Origin of the sequence: Streptomyces paludis, assembly GCF_003344965.1 — a bacterium.
GTDB lineage: Bacteria > Actinomycetota > Actinomycetes > Streptomycetales > Streptomycetaceae > Streptomyces > Streptomyces paludis.
In genome coordinates this window covers 6,464,269-6,489,052 of sequence record NZ_CP031194.1, presented here as the reverse complement: position 1 = coordinate 6,489,052, position 24,784 = coordinate 6,464,269, and the positions used below count along the sequence as shown (strand labels likewise).

At 72.9% G+C, this 24,784-nt stretch carries 21 protein-coding genes; 12 read left to right on the top strand and 9 right to left on the bottom strand.

The genetic code is table 11. The features are described 5' to 3' along the window. Positions 1–13: 13 nt before the first annotated feature. The 4 genes from DVK44_RS28695 (at position 14) to DVK44_RS28680 (ending at position 3,797) form a co-directional block, all read left to right on the top strand. Positions 14–1,147 carry an aliphatic sulfonate ABC transporter substrate-binding protein gene (locus tag DVK44_RS28695; protein WP_114663370.1) on the top strand — a complete coding sequence of 378 codons (1,134 nt, stop codon included), beginning with the start codon at positions 14–16 and terminating at the stop codon, positions 1,145–1,147. Positions 1,148–1,202: 55 nt separating this feature from the next. Beyond that, positions 1,203–2,003 carry an ABC transporter ATP-binding protein gene (locus DVK44_RS28690; RefSeq protein WP_114663368.1) on the top strand — a complete coding sequence of 267 codons (801 nt, stop codon included), beginning with the start codon at positions 1,203–1,205 and terminating at the stop codon, positions 2,001–2,003. A 106-nt stretch (positions 2,004–2,109) separates the two neighbouring features. Continuing rightward, positions 2,110–2,958 carry an ABC transporter permease gene (locus DVK44_RS28685; RefSeq protein ID WP_408055416.1) on the top strand — a complete coding sequence of 283 codons (849 nt, stop codon included), beginning with the start codon at positions 2,110–2,112 and terminating at the stop codon, positions 2,956–2,958. 5 nt (positions 2,959–2,963) lie between these two features. Continuing rightward, positions 2,964–3,797, top strand: a complete 834-nt coding sequence (locus tag DVK44_RS28680) for a sirohydrochlorin chelatase (RefSeq protein ID WP_114663364.1) — start codon at positions 2,964–2,966, stop codon at positions 3,795–3,797. Between the two features lie 20 nt (positions 3,798–3,817). On the opposite strand, the gene DVK44_RS28675 is transcribed toward DVK44_RS28680, so the two are convergent. Next, positions 3,818–4,225 (bottom strand): hypothetical protein, encoded by a 408-nt coding sequence (locus DVK44_RS28675; RefSeq protein ID WP_114663362.1) that lies wholly within the window; start codon positions 4,223–4,225, stop codon positions 3,818–3,820. Positions 4,226–4,402: 177 nt separating this feature from the next. Continuing rightward, on the bottom strand, positions 4,403–5,401 hold the full coding sequence (locus tag DVK44_RS28670) for a ketopantoate reductase family protein (RefSeq protein ID WP_114663351.1): 999 nt from the start codon (positions 5,399–5,401) through the stop codon (positions 4,403–4,405). 215 nt (positions 5,402–5,616) lie between these two features. Here DVK44_RS28670 and DVK44_RS28665 point away from each other — a divergent pair, with 215 nt between their 5' ends. Next, on the top strand, positions 5,617–6,426 hold the full coding sequence (locus tag DVK44_RS28665) for an ABC transporter ATP-binding protein (protein WP_114663349.1): 810 nt from the start codon (positions 5,617–5,619) through the stop codon (positions 6,424–6,426). 56 nt (positions 6,427–6,482) lie between these two features. Here the strand turns inward: DVK44_RS28665 and DVK44_RS28660 are convergent, their stop codons facing one another. Next, positions 6,483–7,067: a DUF1697 domain-containing protein gene (locus tag DVK44_RS28660; RefSeq protein ID WP_114663347.1), complete on the bottom strand. Its 585-nt coding sequence runs from the start codon at positions 7,065–7,067 to the stop codon at positions 6,483–6,485. Beyond that, positions 7,064–8,290 carry a macrolide family glycosyltransferase gene (locus DVK44_RS28655; protein ID WP_114663345.1) on the bottom strand — a complete coding sequence of 409 codons (1,227 nt, stop codon included), beginning with the start codon at positions 8,288–8,290 and terminating at the stop codon, positions 7,064–7,066. Before DVK44_RS28655 ends, DVK44_RS28660 begins: the two co-directional genes overlap by 4 nt. A gap of 124 nt (positions 8,291–8,414) precedes the next feature. Between DVK44_RS28655 and DVK44_RS28650 the strand changes: the two genes are divergently transcribed. Beyond that, entirely contained in the window at positions 8,415–9,284 is an 870-nt protein-coding gene (locus DVK44_RS28650) for a phosphotransferase enzyme family protein (RefSeq protein ID WP_114663344.1), read from the top strand. A gap of 73 nt (positions 9,285–9,357) precedes the next feature. Here the strand turns inward: DVK44_RS28650 and DVK44_RS28645 are convergent, their stop codons facing one another. Beyond that, positions 9,358–10,092, bottom strand: coding sequence for a 3'-5' exonuclease (locus tag DVK44_RS28645; protein ID WP_114663342.1), 735 nt, complete (start codon positions 10,090–10,092; stop codon positions 9,358–9,360). A 101-nt stretch (positions 10,093–10,193) separates the two neighbouring features. Beyond that, the gene (locus DVK44_RS28640; protein WP_114663340.1) at positions 10,194–11,426 is read right to left on the bottom strand and encodes an SAV2148 family HEPN domain-containing protein; all 1,233 of its coding nucleotides are present in this window, start codon (positions 11,424–11,426) and stop codon (positions 10,194–10,196) included. A 398-nt stretch (positions 11,427–11,824) separates the two neighbouring features. Between DVK44_RS28640 and glgX the strand changes: the two genes are divergently transcribed. From glgX to DVK44_RS28620, 4 genes are all read left to right on the top strand, one after another. Then, positions 11,825–13,954, top strand: a complete 2,130-nt coding sequence (gene glgX / locus DVK44_RS28635; RefSeq protein ID WP_114663339.1) for a glycogen debranching protein GlgX — start codon at positions 11,825–11,827, stop codon at positions 13,952–13,954. Positions 13,955–14,036: 82 nt separating this feature from the next. Continuing rightward, on the top strand, positions 14,037–14,837 hold the full coding sequence (locus DVK44_RS28630) for a GNAT family N-acetyltransferase (protein ID WP_114663337.1): 801 nt from the start codon (positions 14,037–14,039) through the stop codon (positions 14,835–14,837). 71 nt (positions 14,838–14,908) lie between these two features. Next, positions 14,909–17,266, top strand: coding sequence for a malto-oligosyltrehalose synthase (gene treY, locus DVK44_RS28625; RefSeq protein ID WP_114663335.1), 2,358 nt, complete (start codon positions 14,909–14,911; stop codon positions 17,264–17,266). Positions 17,267–17,531: 265 nt separating this feature from the next. Then, positions 17,532–18,599 (top strand): lytic polysaccharide monooxygenase, encoded by a 1,068-nt coding sequence (locus DVK44_RS28620; RefSeq protein ID WP_114665507.1) that lies wholly within the window; start codon positions 17,532–17,534, stop codon positions 18,597–18,599. A gap of 146 nt (positions 18,600–18,745) precedes the next feature. On the opposite strand, the gene DVK44_RS28615 is transcribed toward DVK44_RS28620, so the two are convergent. Continuing rightward, positions 18,746–19,294, bottom strand: a complete 549-nt coding sequence (locus DVK44_RS28615) for a DUF1707 and FHA domain-containing protein (protein ID WP_114663333.1) — start codon at positions 19,292–19,294, stop codon at positions 18,746–18,748. A gap of 149 nt (positions 19,295–19,443) precedes the next feature. Between DVK44_RS28615 and treZ the strand changes: the two genes are divergently transcribed. Together treZ and DVK44_RS28605 are read left to right on the top strand one after the other, a co-directional pair. After that, positions 19,444–21,261 carry a malto-oligosyltrehalose trehalohydrolase gene (gene treZ / locus DVK44_RS28610; protein WP_114663331.1) on the top strand — a complete coding sequence of 606 codons (1,818 nt, stop codon included), beginning with the start codon at positions 19,444–19,446 and terminating at the stop codon, positions 21,259–21,261. A gap of 75 nt (positions 21,262–21,336) precedes the next feature. Continuing rightward, complete coding sequence (locus DVK44_RS28605) at positions 21,337–22,353, top strand: aldo/keto reductase (protein WP_114663329.1); 1,017 nt, start codon at positions 21,337–21,339, stop codon at positions 22,351–22,353. Positions 22,354–23,011: 658 nt separating this feature from the next. On the opposite strand, the gene DVK44_RS28600 is transcribed toward DVK44_RS28605, so the two are convergent. Continuing rightward, positions 23,012–23,962, bottom strand: coding sequence for a hypothetical protein (locus DVK44_RS28600; RefSeq protein WP_114663327.1), 951 nt, complete (start codon positions 23,960–23,962; stop codon positions 23,012–23,014). Positions 23,963–24,060: 98 nt separating this feature from the next. After that, positions 24,061–24,741, bottom strand: coding sequence for a nucleoside/nucleotide kinase family protein (locus DVK44_RS28595; protein WP_114665506.1), 681 nt, complete (start codon positions 24,739–24,741; stop codon positions 24,061–24,063). Between the last annotated feature and the right edge of the window lie 43 nt (positions 24,742–24,784).

Genomic DNA, 24,784 nt, shown 5'->3' with positions numbered 1-24,784 from the left:
AGGAACCCCTCCCGTGCCTGCCTCCCGCACCTCCGGTCTCTCCCGCGCCGCCAGGCGCCGTACGCTCACCGCCGTCGCCGCACTCCCCCTGCTCACCCTCGCGCTCACCTCCTGCGGCTACGGCTCGGAGAAGGCGGAGTCGAGTGACGCCACCGAGGTCGCGGCCGGGGCGGAGAAGATCGACGGTCTCGACACCGTCAAGATCGGCTACTTCCCGAACCTGACCCACGCCACCGCCCTGGTCGGTATCCAGAACGGCCTGTTCCAGAAGGAGCTGGGCGGTACGAAGGTGGCCGGCTCGACCTTCAACGCGGGCCCCTCGGAGATCGAGGCGCTCAACGCGGACAGCATCGACATCGGCTTCATCGGCCCCTCCCCCTCCATCAACGGCTACACGCAGACCGACGGCAAGAGCCTGCGGATCATCGGCGGTTCGGCGTCGGGCGGGGTGAAACTCGTCGTCAACCCGAAGAAGATCAAGACCCTGGACGACGTCAAGGGCAAGCGGATCGCCACCCCGCAGCTCGGCAACACGCAGGACGTGGCGTTCCTCAACTGGGTCGCGGAGAAGGGCTGGAAGGTCGACGCGCAGTCCGGCAAGGGCGATGTCTCCGTCGTCCGCACGGACAACAAGATCACCCCGGACGCCTACAAGGCCGGCTCCATCGACGGCGCGTGGGTGCCGGAGCCGACCGCGTCCAAGCTGGTCGCCGAGGGCGCGAAGGTGCTGCTGGACGAGTCCACCCTGTGGCCCGACGAGAAGTTCGTGATCACGAACATCATCGTGTCGCAGAAGTTCCTCAAGGCGCACCCGGCCGTCGTCGAGGCCGTGCTGCGCGGCTCGGTGAAGACGAACGCGTGGATCAACGCCAACGAGGACGAGGCGAAGGCCGCCGCCAACAAGGCGCTGGAGAAGCTGTCCGGGAAGGCGCTGCCCGCCGAGGTGCTGGACCCGGCGTGGAAGTCGCTGCGCTTCACCGACGACCCGCTGGCGGCGACGCTCCAGTCCGAGGCGGACCACGCGGTGGCGGCCGGGCTGCTGAAGAAGCCCGACCTGAACGGGATCTACGACCTGGGCCCGCTGAACAAGGTCCTCAAGGAGGCCGGGCAGCCGGAGGTCTCCGACGCCGGTCTCGGCGTCAAGTGACCTCGTAGTCCCTTCATCGCTCCATTCGTCCGCCCGTTCCCAGGAGTCCCAGGAGGTGACGACCGTGGCATCCACCCTCGCCAAGGCCGCCGAGAGCACACCGGCGGTGGACCACGCCGCCCGTATCGCGCATGTCTCGAAGTCGTTCGTGACACCGGCCGGGCAGCAGCTCGTGCTGGACGACATCACGCTCGATGTCGCGCCGGGCGAGTTCGTCACCCTCCTGGGAGCGTCGGGCTGCGGCAAGTCGACGCTGCTCAATCTGGTCGCCGGGCTCGACCGGCCGTCCGCCGGGTCCATCGCGACCCCGGGCGGCCGGCCGGCCCTGATGTTCCAGGAGCACGCGCTGTTCCCGTGGCTGACGGCGGGCAAGAACATCGAACTGGCGCTGCGGCTGCGCGACGTGCCCAAGCAGGAGCGGCGCGACGAGGCGGAGCGGCTGCTCGGTCTCGTCCGGCTGGAGGGCGCGTACGGCAAGCGGGTGCACGAGCTGTCCGGCGGGATGCGGCAGCGGGTGGCGCTGGCCCGCGCGCTCGCCCAGGACAGCAGTCTGCTGCTGATGGACGAGCCGTTCGCGGCGCTCGACGCGATCACCCGGGATGTGCTGCACGACGAGCTGACCCGGATCTGGCGCGAGACCCGGCTGTCGGTCCTGTTCGTCACGCACAACGTGCGGGAGGCGGTACGGCTCGCCGAGCGCGTCGTGCTGCTGTCGTCGCGGCCCGGCCGGGTCGCCCGTGAGTGGCGGGTCGACATCCCGCAGCCGCGCCGTATCGAGGACCCCGCGGTCGCGGAGCTGTCCGTCGAGATCACCGAAGAACTGCGTGGGGAGATCCGCCGCCATGGCCAGCACTGACACGAGCACGCAGCCCGGACCGGAGACGGGTACGGGTACGGGCGGTGGCCCGGGCGCCGGGCCGGAGGGCGGACCCGGCGGCGGAGCGCCCGTGCCGCACAGCGACATGGCCGGTCTGGAGGCCGGGCTCGACGCGCTGGAGACCGTACAGACGGCCCGCACACCGCTGCGGACGACCCTCGTGCAGAAGGTCCTGCCGCCGGTCCTCGCCGTAGGACTGGTGCTGATCGTGTGGCAGGTCCTCGTCTGGGCCGAGGTGGCCCCCCGCTACAAGCTGCCGTCGCCGGACGCGGTGTGGGCGGAGCTGACGGACGCCTGGAACAAGGGCACCCTGCTGGGCTTCATCTGGACCAGTGTGTCGCGCGGTCTGCTGGGCTTCGCGCTGGCGCTGGCGATCGGCACCCCGCTGGGGCTGCTGGTCGCCCGGGTGAAGTTCGTCCGCGCGGCCATCGGCCCGATCCTCTCCGGGCTCCAGTCGCTGCCGTCGGTGGCGTGGGTGCCGCCGGCCGTGATCTGGCTCGGTCTGAACGACTCGATGATGTACGCGGTGATCCTGCTCGGCGCCGTGCCGTCCATCGCCAACGGTCTGGTGTCCGGCATCGATCAGGTGCCGCCGCTCTTCCTGCGGGCCGGGCGGACGCTCGGCGCGACCGGGCTGCGGGGCACCTGGCATGTCGTGCTGCCGGCCGCGCTGCCGGGCTATCTGGCCGGGCTGAAGCAGGGCTGGGCGTTCTCGTGGCGCTCGCTCATGGCGGCGGAGATCATCGCGACCTCGCCCGATCTGGGCATGGGGCTCGGCCAGCTGCTGGAGAACGGCCGGACGAACGGCAGCATGTCGATGGTCTTCCTCGCGATCTTCCTGATCCTGATCGTCGGGATCGCCATCGATCTGCTGATCTTCAGCCCGCTGGAGCGCCGGGTGCTGCGCGGTCGCGGGCTTCTGGTGAAAAGCTGACCACGATGCGCCTCTTCGTCCCGCCGCCGCCCCCGCCCGAGCCCCCGGGGTCTCCCGCGCTGCTCGTGATCGCGCACGGCAGCCGTGACCCGCGGCACGCCGTGACGGTCCGGGCGCTGGTGCGCCGGGTGCGCGCGCTGCGGCCCGGGGTGCGGGTGGAGACCGGCTTCCTGGACTTCGAGGCGCCGTCGGTCTCCGGGCAGCTGGACCGGCTGGCGCGGGACGGCGTACGGGACGTGGTGGCGCTGCCGCTGCTGCTGACCCGCGCCTTCCACGCCAAGGCCGACATCCCGGCTGTCCTGCGCGAGGCGGCGGAGCGCAACCCCGCGCTGCGGATCCGGCGGGCCGGGGTGCTCGGCCCGTCGCCGCTGCTGACCGCCGCGCTGGAACGGCGGCTGTACGAGGCCGGGGTGCGGCCCGGCGACAAGGGCTCGACCGGGGTCGTCCTGGCCGCGGCGGGCTCCTCCGACCCGGAGGCGATCGCGGTGATCGCCGACATCGCGCGGGAGTGGTGGCACACCGGTTGGTGCGCCGTGCGGCCCGCGTTCGCCTCCGCCTCCCTCCCCCGCACCGAGGACGCGGTACGGGCGCTGCGCGCCGAGGGCGTCCGCCGGATCGCGGTCGCCCCGTACGTCATCGCCCCGGGCCGCCTGCCGGACCGGATCGACGCGGGCGCGCGGGCGGCCGGGGCGGACATCCTGGCGGATGTACTGGGCCCGGCCCCGGAGCTGGCGCGGCTGCTGCTGCGCCGGTACGACGCGGCGGCGCGGGCGGCCCCGGCCGGCCGCTGGACCAGCACCGCGGACCGGCCGGACAGCCCGCTGGCGCGCCCGGCGTAACGCCGGGCGCGGCGGGGCGGCTACTCGTCCAGTCGGCGCAGCAGCCAGTCCGGCATGACGTCGGCCTCGGTGATGGGCGGCCCGAACTCGTAGTCGTGGCGGCCCACATGGCCCTCCGGGAGGCTGCACGCCTGTTCCGACACGGCGCCCGCCAGGAACTTGGCGGGGCAGGAGTCGAGGCGCAGCAGCTCGCGCCCGGGGCCGTACTCGTTCCCCGGCGGCCAGCGCGCCCACATGACCCACGGCGGCGCGGTCTCCGTTCCGCGTACGCACTGGGCGATCACATGGTGCAGCCCCGTGTGGCCCTCCTCCAGCGCGCACCACAGGGCCTGTTCGGCGGTGAACCCGCCCTCCAGCTCGTCGAGCGCGGCCATCTCCCCGTCGAGGAAGACGATCCGCGCCGGGCACGACACCCGACGAATCGACATTGTTCCGTCACCTCCGAGACCTCCGGGACCTCCGGGGTGTCAGTGTCGCTCCGGGGCGCGAGGCCCGACAGCCCATGGGGTGAGCTTCACTCCAAGGGGCGGTTGTGGCCCGGAATAGGGTTCCGGGGCCGCTGACCGCGCTAGCCGCCGGCCGCGCTGGTGCCCGACGTGCGCGGTCTAGTGCCCGACGTACGCGGTGAGTTCGGCGACGGTCAGCGATCCCGCCGGGCGGCGCTCGCGGGCGAAGGTGCCGGCGAGGCGTCCGAGCGTCTCGTTGACCGGGGTCGGGACGCCGTGGAGCCGGCCGAGGAGCACGATCTCGCCGTTGAGGTAGTCCGCCTCGATCGTGCCCGTACCACGGCTGAGGCTCTGCCAGGACGAGCCGCCGCGCCGTCCGCCGCCGGTGGCCGGGTCGATGTCCATCCGGCCGTTCCTGGCCTCGGCCTGCTCCTCGTCGCCGGTGTACGGGATGCCCGCGGCGGCGAGTACGGCGCGCCCCTCGGCCCGCGCGCGCCCGACGAGATCCGCGGCCTCGTCACCGGCCGCGCCGGTGAGGGCCTCCACCGCGTTGACGAGGTTGCCCAGGAGTTTGGCGTACTTCCAGCGCATGACGTCCGGCACGACGGGGGCGAGGAGCCGGCCCTTCTCCAGGTCCGCCGCGATGGCGTGCGCGGTCGCGTCGGTGCCCTCCGGATAGCGGCCGAGGTGCAGCATGCCGGTGTACGGGGCGCACGGCGCGATGACCGCGCCGGGCTCGACATGGGTCGCGGGCAGCCAGACGCACATGCCGTACACCCGCCGGAAGCGGCGCAGGGCGAGGCGCTCGCTCTCGACCCCGTTCTGCGCGCAGACCAGCGGCAGCAGCTCCCCGGCGGTGCCCGTACCCGCGCCTTCGACCGGCCGTACGGACCAGGCGTCCAGCGCCGCCACGCTGTCCTGTGTCTTCACGGCGAGCACCAGGACGTCGTCGCTCCGCAGATCGAGCGCCTCGGGCCGGTCGGCCACCGGCAGCCGGTGCGTCCGGGTGCCCTCGGGCGTGGTGAACGTCAGCCCGCGCTCGCGCAGCGCCGCGTGGTGCGCGCCGCGCGCGACGAGCACCACCTCCTGCCCGGCCTCCGCGAGCCGGCCGCCGATGGCACCGCCGACCGCGCCGGCTCCGATGATGATGTAGCGCATCGTGACTCCGTTCCCCCCGGGTACCGGGTCCGGTACTCCGTCTCCGGCATCGGAGAGCGAGCGTAGTCCGTGCCCGTAGAATTGGCGGGCCCGGTCCGGAGACACCAGGACCGGCCGCTCTCCCCGTACGTGCCCTCACCCGCGGCACCGGTTCCGCCGGGCCGTGTCCGGCCAGGCTGTGACAGCGATGGACGCGAAGTGAGGAGTACGCCCGCATGACCACTGTCGTGCACGCGAAGGACGTCGATGTCGTCCGTGACGGAAAACTGCTGCTGGACGCGGTCTCCCTGACCGTGTGTGCCGGGGAGCACTGGGCGCTGCTCGGTGCCAACGGCGCGGGCAAGAGCACTCTGCTGGGGATGGTGGGCGCGGTCACGCATCCCACCCGGGGCACGGTGGAGATCCTGGGTGAGGCGCTCGGCCGGATCGATCTGCGGGAGCTGCGCGCGCTGCTCGGCCATGTCAATCCCCGGCATCCGCTGCGGTCGCCGCTGCGGGTCCGCGAGGTGGTGCTGACCGGGCTGACGAACTCCGTGGAGCCGGTGCCGCGCTGGTCGCCGTCGGCGCGGGAGCGCGCGCGGGCCGGGGAGCTGCTGGAGATGCTGGGGATGGCGGGCAAGGAGGAGGCGCGCTGGCCGACGCTCTCGCAGGGCGAGCGCGGCCGTACGCTGATCGCGCGCGCCCTGATGCCCCGGCCGCGGCTGCTGCTGCTCGACGAGCCGGCCACCGGGCTCGATCTCGCCGCCCGCGAGCAGCTGCTCACCGCGCTGGACGCGCTGCGGCTGGAGCACCCGGAGCTGGCGACCGTGCTGGTCACGCACCATCTGGAGGAGCTGCCCGCGTCGACCACCCACGCGATGCTGCTGCGCGCCGGCCGCTGTGTGGGCGCGGGCCCCGCGGACGACGTGCTCACCACGGAGCGGGTCAGCGAGTGCTTCGGGCATCCGGTACGGATCTCCCGTACGGAGGGCAGATGGACGGCCCGCGCCGGGCGCGCCGTCCCCGTACCGCGCGCGGCCGGCTGAACGCGGGCTGCCGTCGCGGCCGTTGTCCTCGGGGGCGGGCTTGCTCTCTCCGATGCTCAGCCGCCGGTCAGTCCGACCAGTTCGCGGACGGTGTTCCAGTTGCGGCTGGTGGCCGTGGTGCCCCGGAGGAGGGCCGGCCGGGCCAGCGCCTCCGCCAGCTTGGAGCGGCCGAGGCCGTTGGGCGCGTACAGATACAGCGCCCGGTCGCCGAGCCGGAACTCCTCGGGCAGATAGGCGGCCGGGTCGACCGACGCGAGCCGGTCCGGGGCGACCGGCTCGGAGAAAAAGGTGCAGTGGAGCTGTCTGCCCTCCAGCCGGTCGGCGGGGAACGGGCACGCGTCGGCCACCGCCCGCAGATACGCGGCGTCGCGCACCAGACAGTCGACGGGGAACCCGAAACGCTCCTCGACGGCCCGCTCCAGCGCGGTCGCGAGGGCCCGCTCGTCCGTGGCCGCGCTGGTGAAGACGGCGTTGCCGCTCTGGAGATACGTACGGACGCCGCCGTGGCCCAGTCCGGTGAGCAGGTCCCGCAGCTCGGCCATCGGGACCCGCTTGTGGCCGCTCACATTGATGCCGCGCAGCAACGCGGCGTAGGACCTCGTGGCGGCGGCCGGTGTGCTCGGTGTGGTCGTCGTGCTCATGGGGCCACGATAGGAGCCCCCACTGACAGCGCCTCCTCGATCAGGTCGGCGGCCCCGCGTGTGCCGCCCTCCGCCGCCATCTCCCGCCGGATGGCCCCGAGCCGCTCCGCCACCGAGGGGTCGGCGGCCAGCGCGAGGACCGCGGCCCGCAGCGCCTCGGGGGTGGCGTCCGCCATGTCGATCCGGCGGGCGACGCCGAGCGAGACGAGCGTGTCCGCGTTGCCGAACTGGTCGGCGGCCTGCGGTACGGCGACCATCGGGGTGGCCGTCGCGAGCCCCTCCTGACTGCCGCCGGCGCCCGCGTGGGTGATGAAGGCGTCGGCCTGCCGGAGTACGGAGAGCTGGGGCACCCAGGGGGACACCTCGATGTTCGCCGGAACGGGGCCCAGCTCGCTCTCCTCGACGTTCTTGCCGATCTGGAGGACGACATGCCACCCGGGCAAGCCGCCGAACGCCTCGACGCACGCGCGGTAGAACGCCGGCTGCTTGGTGAACGCCGAGCCGAGCGAGACCAGCAGCACCTTCTCCGCGCCGGCGGGCCGGTGCCACTCCTCCTGGTCCGCGGGCGCGGGCCGGCAGGAGCCGACGAAGGTGACGGCGGACTCGTCGACCAGGTCGGCGCGGTGCTGGAGCGCCCGGGGGATCAGGGCGAGGGTGCGCTCGTGGCGGCGGCCGGTCAGGAAGTCCCGCTCCGTGCGGTCCATCCCGTTCTCCCGGAGCCAGCCCGCGAACCGCGCCCGGTACGCCCGGCCGCGCTCGGTCGCGTCCAGCGCTGCGAGCATGGGCTCACCGACCTCCTTCTCGTACCCCTCCCAGGCGACCATATGGGTGGAGAACTGGAGGAAGGGAACGCCCCAGCGGCGGGCGAGGACGGGCGCCGGGAACGAGGTGGTGTCCCCGAGGACCAGATCGGGCCGGTCGTCCTCGAACGCGTCGGCCAGCTGCGGCAGCGCCTGCACGGCGTCGGTCAGGAACGGTTCCAGATTGTCGACCAGTTCCGTGCCCCAGGCCGAGGGGTCGTCGTCCGGGGTCGGCAGCACCGAGGTGTACACGACCGGCTCGGCGCCGGTCGCCGCGATCTTCTCGGCGAAGATCGCGGGAATCGCGTAGCTGACCCGGTGTCCCCGGGCGACCAGCTCGCGGATGATGTCGAGGCTCGGGTTCACATGGCCATGGGCGGCGATGCAGAACATGGCGATATGGGCACGCTCTGATGCGGTCATGCATCCACCATAGACGAGACGATACGTCTCGTCTATGCAATATCCGCCGTACGGTGCCGGGGTGGCCGGATGCGAGACTCTGACCAGCCGAAAGCGACCGACCACGGAAGTAAGTGAGCCAACGATGATCGAGACGCGGGCGCGTGAGCTGCTCGCCCTGGCCGGACTGCCGCGCGACGCGGAACTGCTGGCGCTCGGCGAGAACGCGGTCTTCGCGACGGACGACGGGCTGGTCGTGAAGATCGGCCGGAACGCCGCCGACCACCCCGAGCTGTTCGACCGGGCACGGCGGGAGGTGTCCCTCGCGTCCTGGCTCGCCGCGTCGGGCATTCCGGCCGTACGGGCGGCGGAGCCGGCGGCGCGGTCGGTGGACGGCCATCCGCTGACGCTCTGGCACCGGCTGCCCGCCGCCGTACGTCCGGCCGGGCCGGCCGATCTGGCGTCCCTGCTGCGGCTGGTCCACGCGCTGCCCGCGCCCGCCGCCCTCGCGCTGCCCCGCCGGGAGCTGCTCGGCGGTGTCGAGCGCTGGCTGCGGATCGCGGGTGACGCGATCGACCCGGCCGACGCCGACTATCTGCGCGGCCGCCGGGACGGCTTCGCGGAGGCGGCGGCCACGCTCGTACCGCAGCTGCCGACCGGGCCGATCCATGGCGACGCGCTGCCGCGCAATGTCCATGTCGGCCCCGACGGACCGGTCCTGGTCGATCTGGAGACCTTCTCCGCCGACTTCCGGGAACACGATCTGGTGGTCATGGCCCTGTCCCGGGACCGGTACGGGCTCTCCGCCGAGGCGTACGACACCTTCACGGAGACCTACGGCTGGGACGTGCGCGAGTGGTCCGGCTGTCCGGTGCTGCGCGGAGCGCGGGAGACCGCCAGCTGTGCCTGGGTGGCGCAGCACGCCCCCGCCAACCCCAAGGCGCTCGACGAGTTCCGCCGGAGGGTCGCCTCGCTGCGCCAGGACGATCCCGAGGTGCGCTGGTACCCGTTCTGAGAGAACAGGACCCGGACCAACGGGCCACGAACGGGCGGGACATGACGGAACGGGACGGCGCCGCGCCGCCCGCTCAGGACGCCGAGGTCACCGTCGGCGCGGCCGGCGCGGCGGCCGGTGCCGGCTCCCGTACCGGCCAGACCGTGTCGATCACCGCGTCCGCGTCGCCCTTCCGGCGCAGGAAGTCCTGGAAGTCGGCCGCCCATCGCGCGTACCAGGTGATCTGCCGCTCGTGCAGCCCCGCCGGGTCCAGTGCGGCGACCGACGGGTGCCGCTCGGCTATCGCGATCGCCACCCGGACGGCCGCCAGCGCGTCGGCGCCCGCCTCGTGCGCCGCGTCGAGCACCACTCCGTACTCCCCGCAGACGGCCTCCAGCGTGCGCTTGCCGCGCCGGTAGCGGTCGACGGCGCGGTCGATCGTGTACGGGTCGATGACCGGCCCGACCGGCTGGAGCGGCGGCAGTCCGTGCCGGCGCAGCTCGGCCGTGAGCAGCGTCAGGTCAAAGCTGGCGTTGTACGCCACGACGGGCACGCCGCGGGCCCAGTAGTCGCCGAGCAGCGCGCCGATCTCGCCCGCGACCTCGGCGGCCGGGCGGCCCTCGGCGGCGGCCCGTTCGCTGCTGATGCCGTGGACGGCGGACGCCTGCGCGGGGATGCGGATGCCCGGGTCGGCGAGCCAGCCCCGCTGCCGGATCACCTCACCGCCCCTGACCTCGACGACCGCGGCCGTCACGATCCGGGCCTCCAGCGGCTCCGTACCCGTCGTCTCCAGATCGAATCCGACCAGCGTTTCTCCATGCCAAGACATCGTGGCCCCTCCCTCATCACCGCGGTGGCGCTTCCCCCGTTGGACTTTCACCCTGCCACGCGCCACTGACAACGCCCCCGGCCCAGCCCCGGCACCCCGCCTCAGGAGACCGGGCGGGAGTCCGTCCAGACCGACTCGAACTCCTCGCGGTAGGTCTGGAAGAGTCCGTGTTCGGTGTCCTGCCCCGTACGCACCACCTCACGCCCGCCGCCGCGCAGCACGAGCACCGGTGCCTCCATCCCGCGCGCCCGGCGCAGATAGGACTGGACGACGGCCAGCCCGTCGGGGCCGTCGCCGTCGACCAGATACGCGGTGAAGCGCGGTGTCTCGTCGAAGACATGGATCTCGAAGGCGCCCGGGTCGCGCAGCTTGGACCGTACCCGCCGCATATGGAGGATGTTCATCTCCACCGAGCGGCTCAGCTCGCTCTTGCGCAGCCCCAGTTCGCGTTCGCGGCGCCGGACGGCGCTGCTCGCCGGGTTGAGGAAAAGGAGCCGTATCCGGCAGCCGGACTCGGCGAGCCGGATCAGCCGGCGCCCGGAGAAGTTCTGGACGAGGAGGTTGAGCCCGATACCGATGGCGTCGACACGCCGGGCGCCGCCGAAGAGGTCCTCCGCCGGGATCTGCCGCTGGAGCCGGACCCGGTCGGAGTGGACGGAGACGACATCGCCGTACCGGTCGCCCACCAGGTCCTCGACCGCGTCGACCCGCAGCCGCCCGGACGACGGGGTGCCGCCGCCGGCGCCGAGGATCTCCAGCAGCCGGGCGGAGGCCCGTTCGGCCTGGGCGAGGACCGTCTCGTTGAGCGCCCGGTTGCGCGAGACGACGTTCCGGGTGACCTCCAGCTCGTCGAGGGCCAGCTCCACATCGCGGCGGTCGTCGAAATAGGGCTGGAAGCAGGGCCAGTGCTGGATCATCAGCTCCCGCAGCTGCGGGAGGGTCAGGAAGCTGAGCACATTGTCGTCGGCGGGGTCGAGGAGATAGCCCTTGCGCCGCGACACCTCCCGTACGGCGACGGCGCGCTGCACCCACTCCTGCCCGGCGGGGCCTGCGGCGGCGACCACCCACTCCTCGCCGTGCACGGGGTCGTAGATGGGCCGCAGGACGGCGGCGACGACGGCGCGCAGGCGCTGCTCCACCAGATTCAGCCAGATATAGGCCCGCCCGGCACGCTGGGCGCGCGTACGGACCTCGCTCCAGGCGTCCGCGCCCCAGTCCAGCTCCGCGCCGATCTCCATCGGCCGCGCGAGGGAGACCGCTCCGGGTGGTATGTCGCCGGATTCCCCCGCGTGACCTGCGTCACCGGGCGGCAGCTCCAGCCCTCCCCCGCTCACCCGCGCACCCGCCTTCTCTCCCTATTCAACGATCAAGGAAGGGTACTCCGCCGAGCGGAGACGGTGCAGCAGGATGCACAGGCTCCTTTCCCAACTCCGGTGTTCATGGGCATGTTTGAAGTTCCGACTTGGGATGCGGTGAGATGATTCATGGCGATTGCGCCCGGTCCGCGACGGGGCGGAAGGGACGGCGTAACGCGGACGGGACGGCTGAGCCGGCCTCCGGAGCCGCTGCGTCACCCGCACGACGGCACGCGGCACCGGGTTGACCCCCGGCGTTGACACAGGGCAAGAAGCGCCGAGAACACCTCCGGGTCCTAGGTGGCGGCGCCGATTTCGGGGAAGATCTGGCGCAAGAAGCCCGCAGCACCCGGATCAGAAGTGGAAGAGTCCTATCTATGCAGGTCTGGCCGGGACAGGCGTATCCCCTCGGCGCCACCTACGACGGCGCCGGCACCAACTTCGCGGTCTACTCGGAGGCCGCCCACCGGATCGAGTTGTGCCTGCTGCACGACGACGGTTCAGAAACGGCGGTGGAACTGCGCGAGACCGACGCCTTCGTACGCCACGCCTATCTGCCCGGCATCATGCCGGGACAGCGCTACGGCTTCCGGGCCCACGGCCCCTACGAGCCGGAGCGCGGCCACCGCTGCAACTCCGCCAAGCTGCTTCTCGATCCGTACGCGCGTGCGATCAGCGGCAGCGTCGAGTGGGGCGAGTCGGTGTACGGCTACCACTTCGGCCGGCCGGAGTCGCGCAACGACATGGACTCGGCGCCGCACACGATGTCCTCCGTCGTGGTGAACCCGTACTTCGACTGGGGCGACGACCGGCTCCCCCGTACGGACTACCACCGCACCGTCCTCTACGAGGCCCATGTGAAGGGCCTGACCATGCTCCACCCGGAGCTGCCCGAGGAGCTGCGCGGCACCTACGCGGGGCTGGCCCATCCGGCGGTCATCGAGCATCTGACGGAGCTGGGGGTGACCGCGCTGGAGCTGATGCCGGTGCACCAGTTCGTCAACGACCACCGGCTGGTGGACGCCGGGCTCGCCAATTACTGGGGCTACAACACCATCGGCTTCTTCGCCCCGCACAACGCCTACGCGTCCTGGGGCGACCGGGGCGAGCAGGTGCTGGAGTTCAAGCAGGCCGTACGGGCGCTGCACCGCGCCGGGATCGAGGTCATCCTCGACGTGGTCTACAACCACACGGCCGAGGGCAACCATCTGGGGCCGACGCTCTCCTTCCGGGGCCTGGACAACGCGCAGTACTACCGGCTCGGCGAGAACCAGCGCTACTACACGGACACCACGGGCACCGGGAACTCGCTGCTGATGCGCAGCCCCCACGTACTCCAGCTGATCATGGACTCGCTGCGGTACTGGGTGACCGAGATGCATGTCGACGGCTTCCGCTTCGATCTCGCGGCGACGCTGGCCCGCCAGTTCCACGAGGTGGACCGGCTGTCGTCGTTCTTCGACCTCGTCCAGCAGGACCCGGTGGTCAGCCAGGTGAAGCTGATCGCCGAGCCCTGGGATGTCGGCGAGGGCGGCTATCAGGTGGGGAACTTCCCGCCGCTGTGGACCGAGTGGAACGGCAAGTACCGCGATACGGTACGGGACCTGTGGCGCGGCGAGCCCCGCACGCTCGCCGAGTTCGCGTCCCGGCTGACCGGCTCCTCCGATCTGTACCAGGACGACGGGCGCCGGCCGCTGGCCTCCATCAACTTCACCACGTGCCACGACGGCTTCACCCTCAACGACCTCGTCTCGTACAACGAGAAGCACAACGAGGCGAACGGCGAGGGCAACCGGGACGGTGAGAGCCACAACCGGTCGTGGAACTGCGGCGCCGAGGGCGAGAGCGACGATCCGGGGATCGCGGAGCTGCGCGAGCGGCAGATGCGGAACTTCGTCGCGACGCTGATGCTCTCCCAGGGCGTGCCGATGCTCAGCCACGGCGACGAGTTCGCCCGGACGCAGGGCGGCAACAACAACGCGTACTGCCAGGACAACGAGGTCTCGTGGGTCCGCTGGCCGGAGAAGGCCGGGAAGGGCGCGGAGGGTGACTCCTCGCTGCTGCGCTTCACCCGGACGATGGTGTGGCTGCGGCGCGACCATCCGGTCTTCCGGCGCCGGCGGTTCTTCCACGGGCGCCCGATGGAGGGGACGCACGACGAGCTGTCGGACATCTCGTGGTTCACGCCGGAGGGCGAGGAGATGACCCAGCAGGACTGGCAGGCGGCGCACGCCAAGGCCATGTCGGTCTTCCTCAACGGGCACGCGATCTCGGAGCCGGGGCCGCGCGGCGAGACGATCTCGGACGACTCGTTCCTGCTGATGTTCAACGCGAGCGCGGAGGAGCTGGAGTTCGTGGTGCCGGTCAACCACGGGGAGCGGTGGCAGCTCGTGGTGGACACGGCGCGGCCGGAGGGGGTGGTTCCGGGGCAGGGGGAGAAGGTCGACGGGGGCGCGCGGATCAGGATGATCGGACGGAGCATGACGGTCCTGATGCGGCCGGCGTAGGGAGCGCCGGAAGCGCCTCGCCCGGAGCGCCCCGCACGGAAATCCGGTTGCCGCGCGCCCGGGCCGGTGATCCAGTGGCCGGATGGATCAGGAAGCGGTACGCGCCGCCTTCGACCGCCAGCTGCGCGAGCGGGCGCTCCCCGACGGCCCCGGTGTCCGCGTGGAGCGGGCCGGGGACGTCGTCCGGCAGGTGGGCGGCGCGCACGACTGGAACGGCGTCCTCTGGTCGGACCTGACCGGCGCCACGGCCGACCGGGCCGTCGCCGAGCAGGCCGCGTACTTCGCCGCGCGCGGCCTTGAGGCCGAGTGGAAGCTGTACGCGCACGACCGCCCCGCCGACCTGGGGCGGCGCCTGCTGGCCGCCGGGTTCGTGCCGGGCCCCGCCGAGGAGGTGATGGTCGCGGAGAGCGCGTCCGTGAGCGCCTCGATGAGCGGCTCGACGAGCGGCGGCGCCGTACTGCCGGACGGCGTACGGCTGCTGCCCGTGACCGACGCGGCGGGCGTGGACCTGCTGGCCGACGTGCACGCGCGGGCGTTCGGCGACGACGCCACCCGGCTGCGCGAGCGGCTGCGGACCCGGCTGGCCGAGGCCCCGGACACGCTCGTCGCCGTCGTCGTGATGGCGGGCGTCACCCCGGTCAGCGCGTCCCGGATGGAGCTGCCGCCGGGCGTGGAGTTCGCCGGGCTGTGGGGCGGCGGCACCGTACCGGAGTGGCGCGGCCGGGGCCTCTACCGGGCGCAGATCGCCTACCGCGCCCGGATCGCCGCCGCGCGCGGCTACCGCTGGCTCCAGGCCGACGCGATGGACACCAGCCGGCCGGTCCTGCGGCGCCTCGGATTCGTGTCGCTCGGCACGACCACGCCGTACATGTACACGCCGTAATGCGGACAAGGCATGAGCAACCGGCTGTCCCGTATGGCGCATCACCCGGTTTCCGGGGTACTTACGTCCGTATGACGCCCACCGCTACCTACCGGCTCCAGCTCCAGCCGGACTTCCCGTTCCCGGCGGCCGCGCGGGTCGTGCCGTATCTCGCCGCGCTCGGGGTCTCCCATCTCCATCTGTCGCCGGTCCTGGAGGCCGTGCCCGGCTCGGCACACGGCTACGACGTGACCGACCACAGTGCCGTACGGGCCGAGCTGGGCGGCGAGGAGGGGCTGCGGAAGCTGGCGGCGCGGGCGCGGGAGTACGGGCTGGGGATCGTGCTCGACATCGTGCCCAACCACATGGCCGCCTCGCCCCGCCACAACACGGCGCTGCGGGAGGTGCTGCGGGACGGCCCGGACTCGCCGTACGCGCGCTGGTTCGACATCGACTGGGCGGCGGGCGGCGGCAAGGTGCTGCTGCCGGTGCTGCCCGGCCCGGTCGGGGACGAGCTGGGCGCCCTGCGGGTCGAGGACGGCGAGCTGTGCCACGGCGCGGAGCTGCGTTTCCCGCTGGCGCCCGGGACGGAGCGTCTCCCGCTGCCCGCGCTGCTGGACGCCCAGCACTACCGGCTCGCGTGGTGGCGCCTGGCCCGTACGGAGCTGAACTACCGCCGGTTCTTCACCGTCTCCGAGCTGATCGGGCTGCGCGTCGAGGACCCGGAGGTGTTCGACGCGACCCACGCCAAGATCCTGGAGCTGGTACGGGACGGGGTGGTCGAGGGGCTGCGCGTCGACCACCCGGACGGGCTCGCCGACCCGGAGGCGTATCTGCGCCGGCTGAACGAGGCGACCGGCGGCTGCTGGACGGTGGTGGAGAAGATCCTCACCGCCGACGAGGTGCTCCCGGCCGGCTGGCCGGTCGCCGGGACCACCGGGTACGACGCGCTGCGCCATATCGACGGGGTCTTCACCGACCCGGCGGGCGCGGCGGCGCTGGAGCGGCGCTACCGCGAGATCGCGGCGCCCGTCGGGGACCGGGGCGGCTACTGGCCGGGGACCGTGCGGCGGGCCGCGTACAAGGTGCTCTTCCACGAGCTGGCCGCCGAGACCGACGCGCTCGTCCGGACGGCGGAGCGGGTCTGCGCGGCGGACCCGGCGCTGCGCGACCACGCGCCGTGGGCGCTGCGGACGGCGGTCCGGGAGCTGCTCGTCCGGGTGCCGGTCTACCGGCCGTACGTGACGGCGGGCGGCCCCTGCCCGGAGGCGGCGGAGGCGGCGGTGCCGGAGGAGGCGGTCCGGCAGGCGAAGGCGGTGTTCACGGTGGAGCGGGAGGCGACGGCCGTGGACGTGGTGCGGGAGCTGGCCCTCGGCCGGCTCGGCCCGGGCCCCGACCGGGCCGCGTTCTGCGCGCGCTTCGCCCAGACCGCGTCCGCGCTGCGGGCCAAGTCGGTGGAGGACACGGCGTTCTACCGCTATGTGCCGCTGCTCTCCGCGAACGAGGTGGGCGGCGATCCCGGGGAGCCCGCCGTGTCGCCGGAGCGCTTCCACGCGTACTGCCTGCGGCTGGCGCGCGACTGGCCGGCCACCGGGACGGTGCTGACCACGCACGACACCAAGCGCAGCGCGGACGTGCGGGCCGGGATCGCCGTGCTGTCCCAGTGCCCGGAGCGGTGGGACGAACTGCTGGACCAGGTCGCGGAGGTGACGGCCGCGACGGGGGCGCCCGCGCCGGATCCGCAGGTGGCGTGGCAGGCGTGGCAGACGGCGGTGGGCTTCACCCCGGCGTCGGACGGCAGCCTCCCGGAGGGCGCGCGGATGGTGCCCGCGCTGCTCAAGTCCGTACGGGAGGCCGGTCTGCACACCAGCTGGACGGAGCCGGATCCGCTGTACGAGCGGGCGGTGACGGACTTCGTCGAGGCCGGTCCGGCCGGGCAGGCACGGCGGACGGTCGCCGAGTTCAACCGGGCGCTCGCGCCGTACGTACGGGCCGGGGCGCTCGGCGCGGCGCTGGTGCAGCTGACGATGCCGGGCGTGCCCGATCTCTACCAGGGCACGGAGCGCGAGTACGTGGCGCTGGTGGACCCGGACAACCGGCGGCCGTTCCGGACGGGCCCGCCGGACGACCGGACGGTGGTGACGACGGCGGCGCTGCGGCTGCGCCGGGAGCGGCCCGGGGTGTTCGGCGAGTCGGGGACGTACACCCCGCTGCCGGCGACGGGTCCGGCGGCGGCGCACTGCCTGGCGTTCGCGCGGACCGGCAAGGTGGTGACGGTGGTGACACGGCTTCCGTACGGTCTGGAGCGGGCCGGCGGCTGGGGGGCCACGGAGCTGGAGCTGCCGGCGGGGCGGTGGCGGGATGTGCTGACGGGGAGCGAGGTGTCGGGGACGGTGCGGCTGGGCGAGCTGCTGGCGGGGCTGCCGGTGGCGCTGCTGTCGGCGGTCTGAGGGACGGCCGGCCCGTGCCGGAAGGGCGGCGGTGCGGGCCCGCCTGGAAAAACCGGTGCGCCAGGCGTTTACAGAGTGCCGGAGCCGCGCTACGTTCCGAAATGGGAGCGCTCCCATCCCCAGCGATTGTCATGATCACTCCAATTCATGATCACTTCAATTCGTGATCACGGCGGTCCGTGCTCACGGCGGTCGCCCCGCCGGCTCCCGGCACACCACGAACGGCACCACCACCCGCGTCCAACTCGCCGAAGGGACTCGCGCGATGAAACGCCCCCCACTGTGGCTGTCGAACCATCCCCGCAGAGTCGTACTCCTCGTTCTGCTCGCCGTCCTCCCCGCCCTCGCGCTGGTCGTGACCAGCAGCGGCTCCTCGGACGCCCACGGCACCCCGATGCAGCCCGCCAGCCGCACGTTCATGTGCTGGCGCGACGGCCTCACCAGCACCGGTGAGATCAAACCCATCAACCCCGCCTGTAAGGCCGCCGTGGCGGAGAGCGGCACCACCCCGCTCTACAACTGGTTCTCCGTCCTGCGCTCCGACGGTGCCGGCCGGACCAAGGGCTTCATCCCCGACGGCCAGCAGTGCAGCGGTGGCAACACCACGTTCAGCGGCTACAACGCGGCCCGTAACGACTGGCCGCTGACCCACCTCACCTCGGGCGCGTCGCTCGACTTCTCCTACAACGCCTGGGCCGCGCACCCGGGCTGGTTCTACGTGTACGTGACCAAGGACGGCTTCGACCCCACGAAGACGTTCACCTGGGACATGCTGGAGTCCAGCCCGTTCCTGACCGTCGACCACCCGGCCGTCACGGGCCAGGTGGGTACGGTCGAGGGCGCGTACAAGTGGAAGGGCAATCTGCCGAGCGGCAAGAGCGGCCGGCACATCATCTACATGGTGTGGCAGCGCTCGGACAGCAACGAGACGTTCTACAGCTGCTCGGACGTGGTCTTCGACGGTGGCAAGGGTGAGGTGACCGGCGTGGGCGAGCCCGGCACCACCCCGACCGACCCGCCGACCGACCCGACGGCGACCTGCACTTCCACCCGCAAGGCCACGAACTCGTGGTCGGGCGGCTACCAGGCCGATGTCACCGTGAAGAACACCGGCCCGAACACGATCCTCGGCTGGATGGTCGAGTTCACCCTGCCGTCGGGCCAGAAGGTGGAGAGCCTCTGGAACGGCAGCGCCACCTACGGCGGACAGCAGGTCATGGTCCATAACGCCGACTGGAACGGCAAGCTGGCGCCAGGCGCCTCGGCGACGTTCAGTTACGTCGGGAGCGGCGGCGCACTGGACGCCTCGGTCCCGGTCTGCACGGTCCACTGACCCCGTACGCCCCTGGGACCCCCGGCCCGTCGTCTCCACCCCCACCCTGTGACGGCGGGCCGGGCCCCCCGGAGCGAGCCCGGGGCGGTCCGGGGGGCGCCCGGGTCAGCGCGGGCGACTCCGGGTCAGTCCGAGACGCGTCCGGGTCAGTCCGAGGCGAGCCGGAACGTCATCTCCCCGAAGCCGACCATGTCCCCGTCCCGCACCACGGCCGTCGTCGTCACCCGGCGCCCGTTGACGGTGGTGCCGTTGGTCGAGCCGAGGTCGCGGAGGATCCACAGCCCGTCCCGCAGGGTCAGTTCGGCGTGCAGCCGGGAGACCGTGTCATGGCTGAGGCGCAGTCCGTTCAGCGGATCGCGGCCGATGCGCAGTGGGTACGGGCCGGCCTGGGGCAGCAGCAGCTTCGGCAGCTTCTCCGCCTGCCAGGTCCTGCGCAGCCGCTGGGTGAAGGCCGACACCCGGCCCACCGTGCCGAACAGCAGCCGGGACCAAGGGGATTCGGTGTCGAGATCGGCGGTGAGCGGCTTCAGCTCCTCGACCCGGCGGGCGGCCAGCGCGAGATCCATCCGGCGCAGAAAGGTGTCGTGGGACAGCTTCCCCTGGGCCGCGCCCTCCCTGAGCACCGCGAGCACACGGTCCCGCTCGGCGTCGGAGAGCCGCTCGGGGTACGTGTGGAACTCGGGGGAGGACGTCACGCTGGTGATTGTCCGTCGGACGGGCGCGAGGTGTCCAGACGATCCCCCGTTCCACCCGATTCGCCGCGATCGCCGCGCCCCGCGCCGCCACTCTTGCCACCATGGGGAGACAGGGGAGACACCGGACAGCAGACAGAGGGGAACCGCCCGTGCAGTTCGAGGTGTGGGCACCACAGGCGCGGGACGGGGTCGTGCTGAAGTTCGCGGACACGGGCGCGGGCGCGGACACGGACACACCACCCGGCCCCGACCCCGCCGACACCTCCCCCGCCGGTCTGCCCATGCGCCCCGACCCCGGGCGTCCCGGCTGGTGGACGGCCGAGGCGCCCGGCGCCGCCGCCGACAGCACGCGCTACGGCTTCGCGCTGGACGGCGGGCCCGTACTCCCCGATCCGCGCTCCCGGCGCCAGCCGGACGGCCCGGACGGCCTCAGCGCCGTCGTCGACCAGGACGCGTACGAGTGGCGCGTCCCGTGGCCGGGCCGGGGGCTGCCCGGCGCGGTCCTCTACGAGCTGCACATCGGGACGTTCACCCGCGAGGGCACGTTCGACGCGGCGGCGGCCCGGCTCGCCCCGCTGGCCGAGCTGGGCATCACCCATGTCGAGCTGATGCCGGTGTGTCCCTTCCCCGGGACCCACGGGTGGGGGTACGAGGGCGTATCGCTCTGGGCGGTGCACGAACCGTACGGCGGCCCGGCGGGTCTGAAGCGCTTCGTCGACGCGGCGCACGCGCTCGGGCTGGGCGTCGTGCTCGACGTGGTCCACAACCACCTCGGGCCCGCCGGCAACCATCTGCCGCGCTTCGGACCGTACTTCACCGATACGCACCACACACCGTGGGGCGCCGCCGTCAATCTCGACGCGCCCGGCTCGGACGAGGTGCGGGCGTATCTGCTGGGCAGCGCGCTGGCCTGGCTGCGGGACTTCCGGCTCGACGGGCTGCGGCTGGACGCCGTGCACGCGCTCGCGGACGACCGCGCGCTGACGTTCCTGGAGGAGCTGTCCACGGCGGTCGACGAACTCTCCGGCGCCGTGCGCCGCCCGCTCTTCCTGATCGCCGAGTCCGACCTCAACGACCCCCGTACGACCACCCCGCGCGCACGCGGCGGGCTCGGGCTGCACGCGCAGTGGAACGACGACTTCCACCATGCCCTGCACACCGCGCTCACCGGTGAATCCCAGGGCTACTACGCCGACTTCGCGCGCGATCCGCTCGCCGCGCTCGCCAAGACACTCACCCGTGTCTTCTTCCACGACGGTACGTATTCGAGCTTCCGGGGCCGCTCGCACGGCCGGCCCGTCGACCGTACGGACACCCCCGCGCACCGGTTCCTCGGCTACGCGCAGACCCATGACCAGATCGGCAACCGCGCCCTGGGCGACCGGCTCTCCGCCACGCTCTCCCCCGGACTGCTGGCCTGCGCCGCCACGCTCGTCCTGACCGGGCCGCACACGCCGATGCTCTTCATGGGCGAGGAGTGGGGCGCGTCCACCCCCTGGCAGTTCTTCACCGACCACCCCGATCCGGTGCTGGCCGAGGCCATCAGCAAGGGCCGGCGGCGGGAGTTCGCGGCGCACGGCTGGGCGGCCGAGTCCATCCCCGACCCGCAGGACCCGGCGACCCGGGACCGCTCCTGCCTGGACCGCTCGGAGCGGGTGACGGAACCGCACGCACGGCTGCTGGCCTGGTACGGCGAGCTGATCGCGCTCCGGCACGGCCAGCCGGACCTGTCCGATCCGGACCTGGCGGCGGTACGGGTGGCGTACGACGGGGCGGCGCGCTGGCTGACGTACCGCAGGGGCGAGCTGCGGGTGGCGGTGAATCTGTCGGGGGAGCCGGTGGAGATCCCCCTCGACGGCGGCGGCGGGTTCCGCGTACTGGCCTCGTGGGACCGTATGCCGGAGCCGGCCGGGGACGGGGTGCTGCGGCTGGCGGCGGAGTCGTGCGCGGTGCTGGCGGACGCCTGAGACCGGAAATGACGCGCCTCTGCCCGGCCCAACTCCCTTGCCTTCGGGTGCACTTCAACATCTAGCGTCCTCGCCATGGAACAGAGATATCTGGGCAGGACGGGACTCCGCGTCAGCGAGCTGTGTCTGGGCACGATGACCTTCACGAAGGACGACGAGGCCGAGGCGCACCGTATCCTCGACGCCTTCACCGAGGCGGGCGGCACCTTCATCGACACGGCCGATCTGTACGGGCACGGTGTCGCGGAGGAGGTGCTCGGCGGCTGGCTGAAGGGGCGCGACCGGGACGGGCTGGTGATCGCCACGAAGGTGTGGGCCACGATGGGCCCGGCGTCGAACTCGGGCGGGCTGAACCGCAAGCACATCATCTCGGCGGTGGAGGCGAGCCTGCGCCGGCTGGGCACGGACCATATCGACCTCTACCAGACGCATGTCTGGGACCCGCACACACCGGTAGAGGAGACCCTCTCCACCCTCGACACGCTCGTGACCTCGGGGAAGGTCCGCTATCTGGGCGCCAGCAACCTGTCCGCCTCCCAGCTCCAGCGCTCGCTGGACGTGGCGCGCGCGCACGGCTGGGAACCGTACGTCTGCCTCCAGCCGCTGTACAACCTGCTCGCCCGCGAGGTCGAGTGGGAGCTGGCCCCGCTGAGCGTGACGGAGGGCCTCGGCATCATCCCGTGGAGCCCGCTCCAGGCCGGCTGGCTGTCCGGCACGTACCGGCGCGGCATGACCGAGCCCCCGGCCGGCAGCCGGGGCGCCCGGGCCCAGCGGGAGCAGGGCCGCGAGGTGTGGCGGGAACGGGACAACGAGGAGACCTGGCGGGTGGTCGACACCGTCCTGGCCCTCGCGGAGGAGACGGGCCGCACCCCGGCCCAGGTCGCCCTGCGCTGGCTGCTGGAACGGCCGGGCGTCACCGCGCCGATCATCGGAGCGCGCACGCTCGACCAGCTGACGGACAATCTGGGCGCGACCGGCTGGTCCCTGACCCCGGCCCAGTCCGCGCGACTCGACACAGCGAGCGCCCGCCCCCTGCCGTACCCGTACGGCTTGCTCCACCACTTCCGCGAGCGGGTGGAGTGGAACGACTGATCCATTACGAAGCCCGGCGCGCGGTCCGCCCGTGCACACGAGGCCGATCCCCTCGTCGCGACGACGGCCGGTACAGGCGACACCGGCGGCACCGGCCAGCACTGGACGGGGCGGGCACACGGGGGCCCGTTCCGCCCGGTCCACTGACCGGCCCGGCGGGGCGGGCGCGAGGCGGCGGGGCGCGGGAGGCGGGGGCGCCGCCCGGCGGGCCCGAGAGGCGACGGTCGCCGCACTCCTTCGGCCTCTCGGCGGTGCGGGCCGACCGGTACGGGCAGGCGCACGGGCCCGTTTCGCCCGGTCCGCTGACCGGCCTGGCGGGGGCGGGCGGGAGAAGCGGCGGGCGCCGCACTCCTTCGGCCTCTCGGCGGTGCGAGCCGGCCGGTACGGGCGACACCGGACGGGGCGGGCACTCGGGGCCCGTCCGGCCCGGTGCACTGACCAGCCCGGCGGGGCGCGCACGAGAGGCGACGGTCGCCGCACACCTTCGGCCTCTCGGCGGTGCGGGTCGCCCCGGCCTTCCACAACGGCCTGGGGCGCGAGGAGCGCGGAACGTTCTGCGGCACGTGGACGCGGTCCGGGAGTCCGGCGCCGCCACCCTCGCGGCACGGGACGTGCCGGGCCCACGGGGCCGGACCGGCCCCCGGTCGCGCCCCGCCGTCTACTCCGGGCGGTCCCGCGCGGTCAGCCGCTCCAGCAGCTCGTGGAAGTCCTCGCCGACGGTGATCCGCAGCTCGTCGCCGTCCTTGGCGCTGAGCTGGGTGAGCGTGCCGCCGCGCCACCAGTAGACGTACGGGCTGATCGCGCCCGGTGTGTCCTCGAAGCCGGACGCGGCGAACGCGGCCATCGAGCCGAGCGACGGGATGACCGTGGCGTCCCGGATGACGTGGAAGGCGAGCTGGTGCCGGAAGGGCATCGCGACCAGCGCGCCGTCCGGCGGGATCCACTCGCCCGTCACATGGCGGACGACCGACTCCAGGGCCAGCACCCGGCTCGCCGTGTAGAAGGAGTCCCCGACGATCACCTCGAAGCGTGTGCCGCCGGCCTCCTTGACCGTCTCGCGGCCCTCGACCGGCAGCCCGCGCAGGTTGTTCAGCGCGCGGTCCCGCAGCTGCCGGATCTCGCCGAGCGGCTCCAGCGCCTCGTCGGTGAGCATCATGACGCTCTCGGGAAGGTCGAGGGCGAGCACCTCGTACAGCCCGGGGGCGACCGAGCGCGCGTAGCCGAACGCCTGTGGGTCGAGGCTGTCCTCGCTGATCACCCGGGGGTAGAGCTGGGCGCGGATCCGCTCGGGCGGCAGGGTCTCCAGCGCGGACGGGCCGTCCATCGTGCGCAGCACCATCCCGGCGTGCCGGCGGGCGAGATCGCCCCAGACACGGGGGCCACGATCGTCGTTGTGGCAGACCGCCGCGAGATTGCCCAGACCGAACTGGCGGCCGGCGCTGTCGGTCACCATGTCCGCGTAGAGCGTGACCTCCAGGCCCTGCTCCGCGAACGCCTCCCGGACCTGGCCCCGGAAGAGCGCGGCCTCGTCGACCGAGAAGAAGGAGAACGCGGGGTCCCGGGGCGTGTCACGGCTGTCACGCTTCGGCCCCCGTCGGAACAGCCCCACGCCATCCGCCTCCACCCATATCCGTCCCGGACGGACGGCTGACGCCGTCCGTATCCGATGCTAGTGCCCACCACTGACAAGCCTCGCCGGTCACGGCATCAGTGCCCGCCACCGACAACAAGGTCGGCGCGCTCCTTGCCCCGCGCCACCAGCAGCGCGTTGGCCTCGTCGGACTCCATGACCCAGCGTTCGGCGAAGGTCCGCTCCTTGCCGAAGCGGACATGGCGGTCCACCAGCCGGCGCACCCGGACCGCCGGGTCGATCTCCAGGAACCAGACCTCGTCCAGCAGCGCGCGGACGGGGGCCCAGGCGGCGTCGTCGTGCAGCAGGTAGTTGCCCTCCGTGATGACGAGGGGGACGCCGGGATCCACGGCGATGCTGCCCGCCACCGGCTCCTCCAGCGCGCGGTCGAAGGCGGGCGCGTACACGACGCTCCCCGCGTCCGCGTCCGCGCCGCGCAGCCGGGCGAGCAGCGCCGCGTACCCCGCCGCGTCGAAGGTGTCGGGGGCGCCCTTGCGGCCGGCGCGGCCGAGCCGGGTCAGCTCGGCCTGGGCCAGGTGGAAGCCGTCCATGGGGACGAGTACGGCGAGCCCGCCGAGGCGCTCGACCAGCCGCTCGGCCAGGGTGGACTTCCCCGCGCCGGGCGCCCCGGCGATCCCGAGGACCCGCCGCCGGCCGGGAACGGCGAGCCGGCGGGCCCGCTCGGTCAGCTCGTCCATCCCCGCCGCGTCCGTCGCCGCCGAGTCCGTCCCCACGCCCGTCCCTGCGTCCTGCCGCATGTCCCGCTTCAGCTCCGCGTCCATGGGGGCATTGTTCCATTCT

Excerpts from the sequence above, each read along its gene's own strand:
- DVK44_RS28665 (WP_114663349.1), top strand. The coding sequence starts at position 5,617 with ATGACCACTGTCGTGCACGCGAAGGACGTCGATGTCGTCCGTGACGGA.
- DVK44_RS28630 (WP_114663337.1), top strand. The coding sequence starts at position 14,037 with ATGGATCAGGAAGCGGTACGCGCCGCCTTCGACCGCCAGCTGCGCGAG.
- DVK44_RS28675 (WP_114663362.1), bottom strand. The coding sequence starts at position 4,225 with ATGTCGATTCGTCGGGTGTCGTGCCCGGCGCGGATCGTCTTCCTCGAC.
- DVK44_RS28620 (WP_114665507.1), top strand. The coding sequence starts at position 17,532 with ATGAAACGCCCCCCACTGTGGCTGTCGAACCATCCCCGCAGAGTCGTA.
- DVK44_RS28680 (WP_114663364.1), top strand. The coding sequence starts at position 2,964 with ATGCGCCTCTTCGTCCCGCCGCCGCCCCCGCCCGAGCCCCCGGGGTCT.
- treY (WP_114663335.1), top strand. The coding sequence starts at position 14,909 with ATGACGCCCACCGCTACCTACCGGCTCCAGCTCCAGCCGGACTTCCCG.
- DVK44_RS28660 (WP_114663347.1), bottom strand. The coding sequence starts at position 7,067 with ATGAGCACGACGACCACACCGAGCACACCGGCCGCCGCCACGAGGTCC.
- DVK44_RS28655 (WP_114663345.1), bottom strand. The coding sequence starts at position 8,290 with ATGACCGCATCAGAGCGTGCCCATATCGCCATGTTCTGCATCGCCGCC.
- DVK44_RS28595 (WP_114665506.1), bottom strand. The coding sequence starts at position 24,741 with ATGCGGCAGGACGCAGGGACGGGCGTGGGGACGGACTCGGCGGCGACG.
- glgX (WP_114663339.1), top strand. The coding sequence starts at position 11,825 with ATGCAGGTCTGGCCGGGACAGGCGTATCCCCTCGGCGCCACCTACGAC.
- DVK44_RS28650 (WP_114663344.1), top strand. The coding sequence starts at position 8,415 with ATGATCGAGACGCGGGCGCGTGAGCTGCTCGCCCTGGCCGGACTGCCG.
- DVK44_RS28670 (WP_114663351.1), bottom strand. The coding sequence starts at position 5,401 with ATGCGCTACATCATCATCGGAGCCGGCGCGGTCGGCGGTGCCATCGGC.
- DVK44_RS28645 (WP_114663342.1), bottom strand. The coding sequence starts at position 10,092 with ATGTCTTGGCATGGAGAAACGCTGGTCGGATTCGATCTGGAGACGACG.
- DVK44_RS28685 (WP_408055416.1), top strand. The coding sequence starts at position 2,110 with ATGGCCGGTCTGGAGGCCGGGCTCGACGCGCTGGAGACCGTACAGACG.
- DVK44_RS28605 (WP_114663329.1), top strand. The coding sequence starts at position 21,337 with ATGGAACAGAGATATCTGGGCAGGACGGGACTCCGCGTCAGCGAGCTG.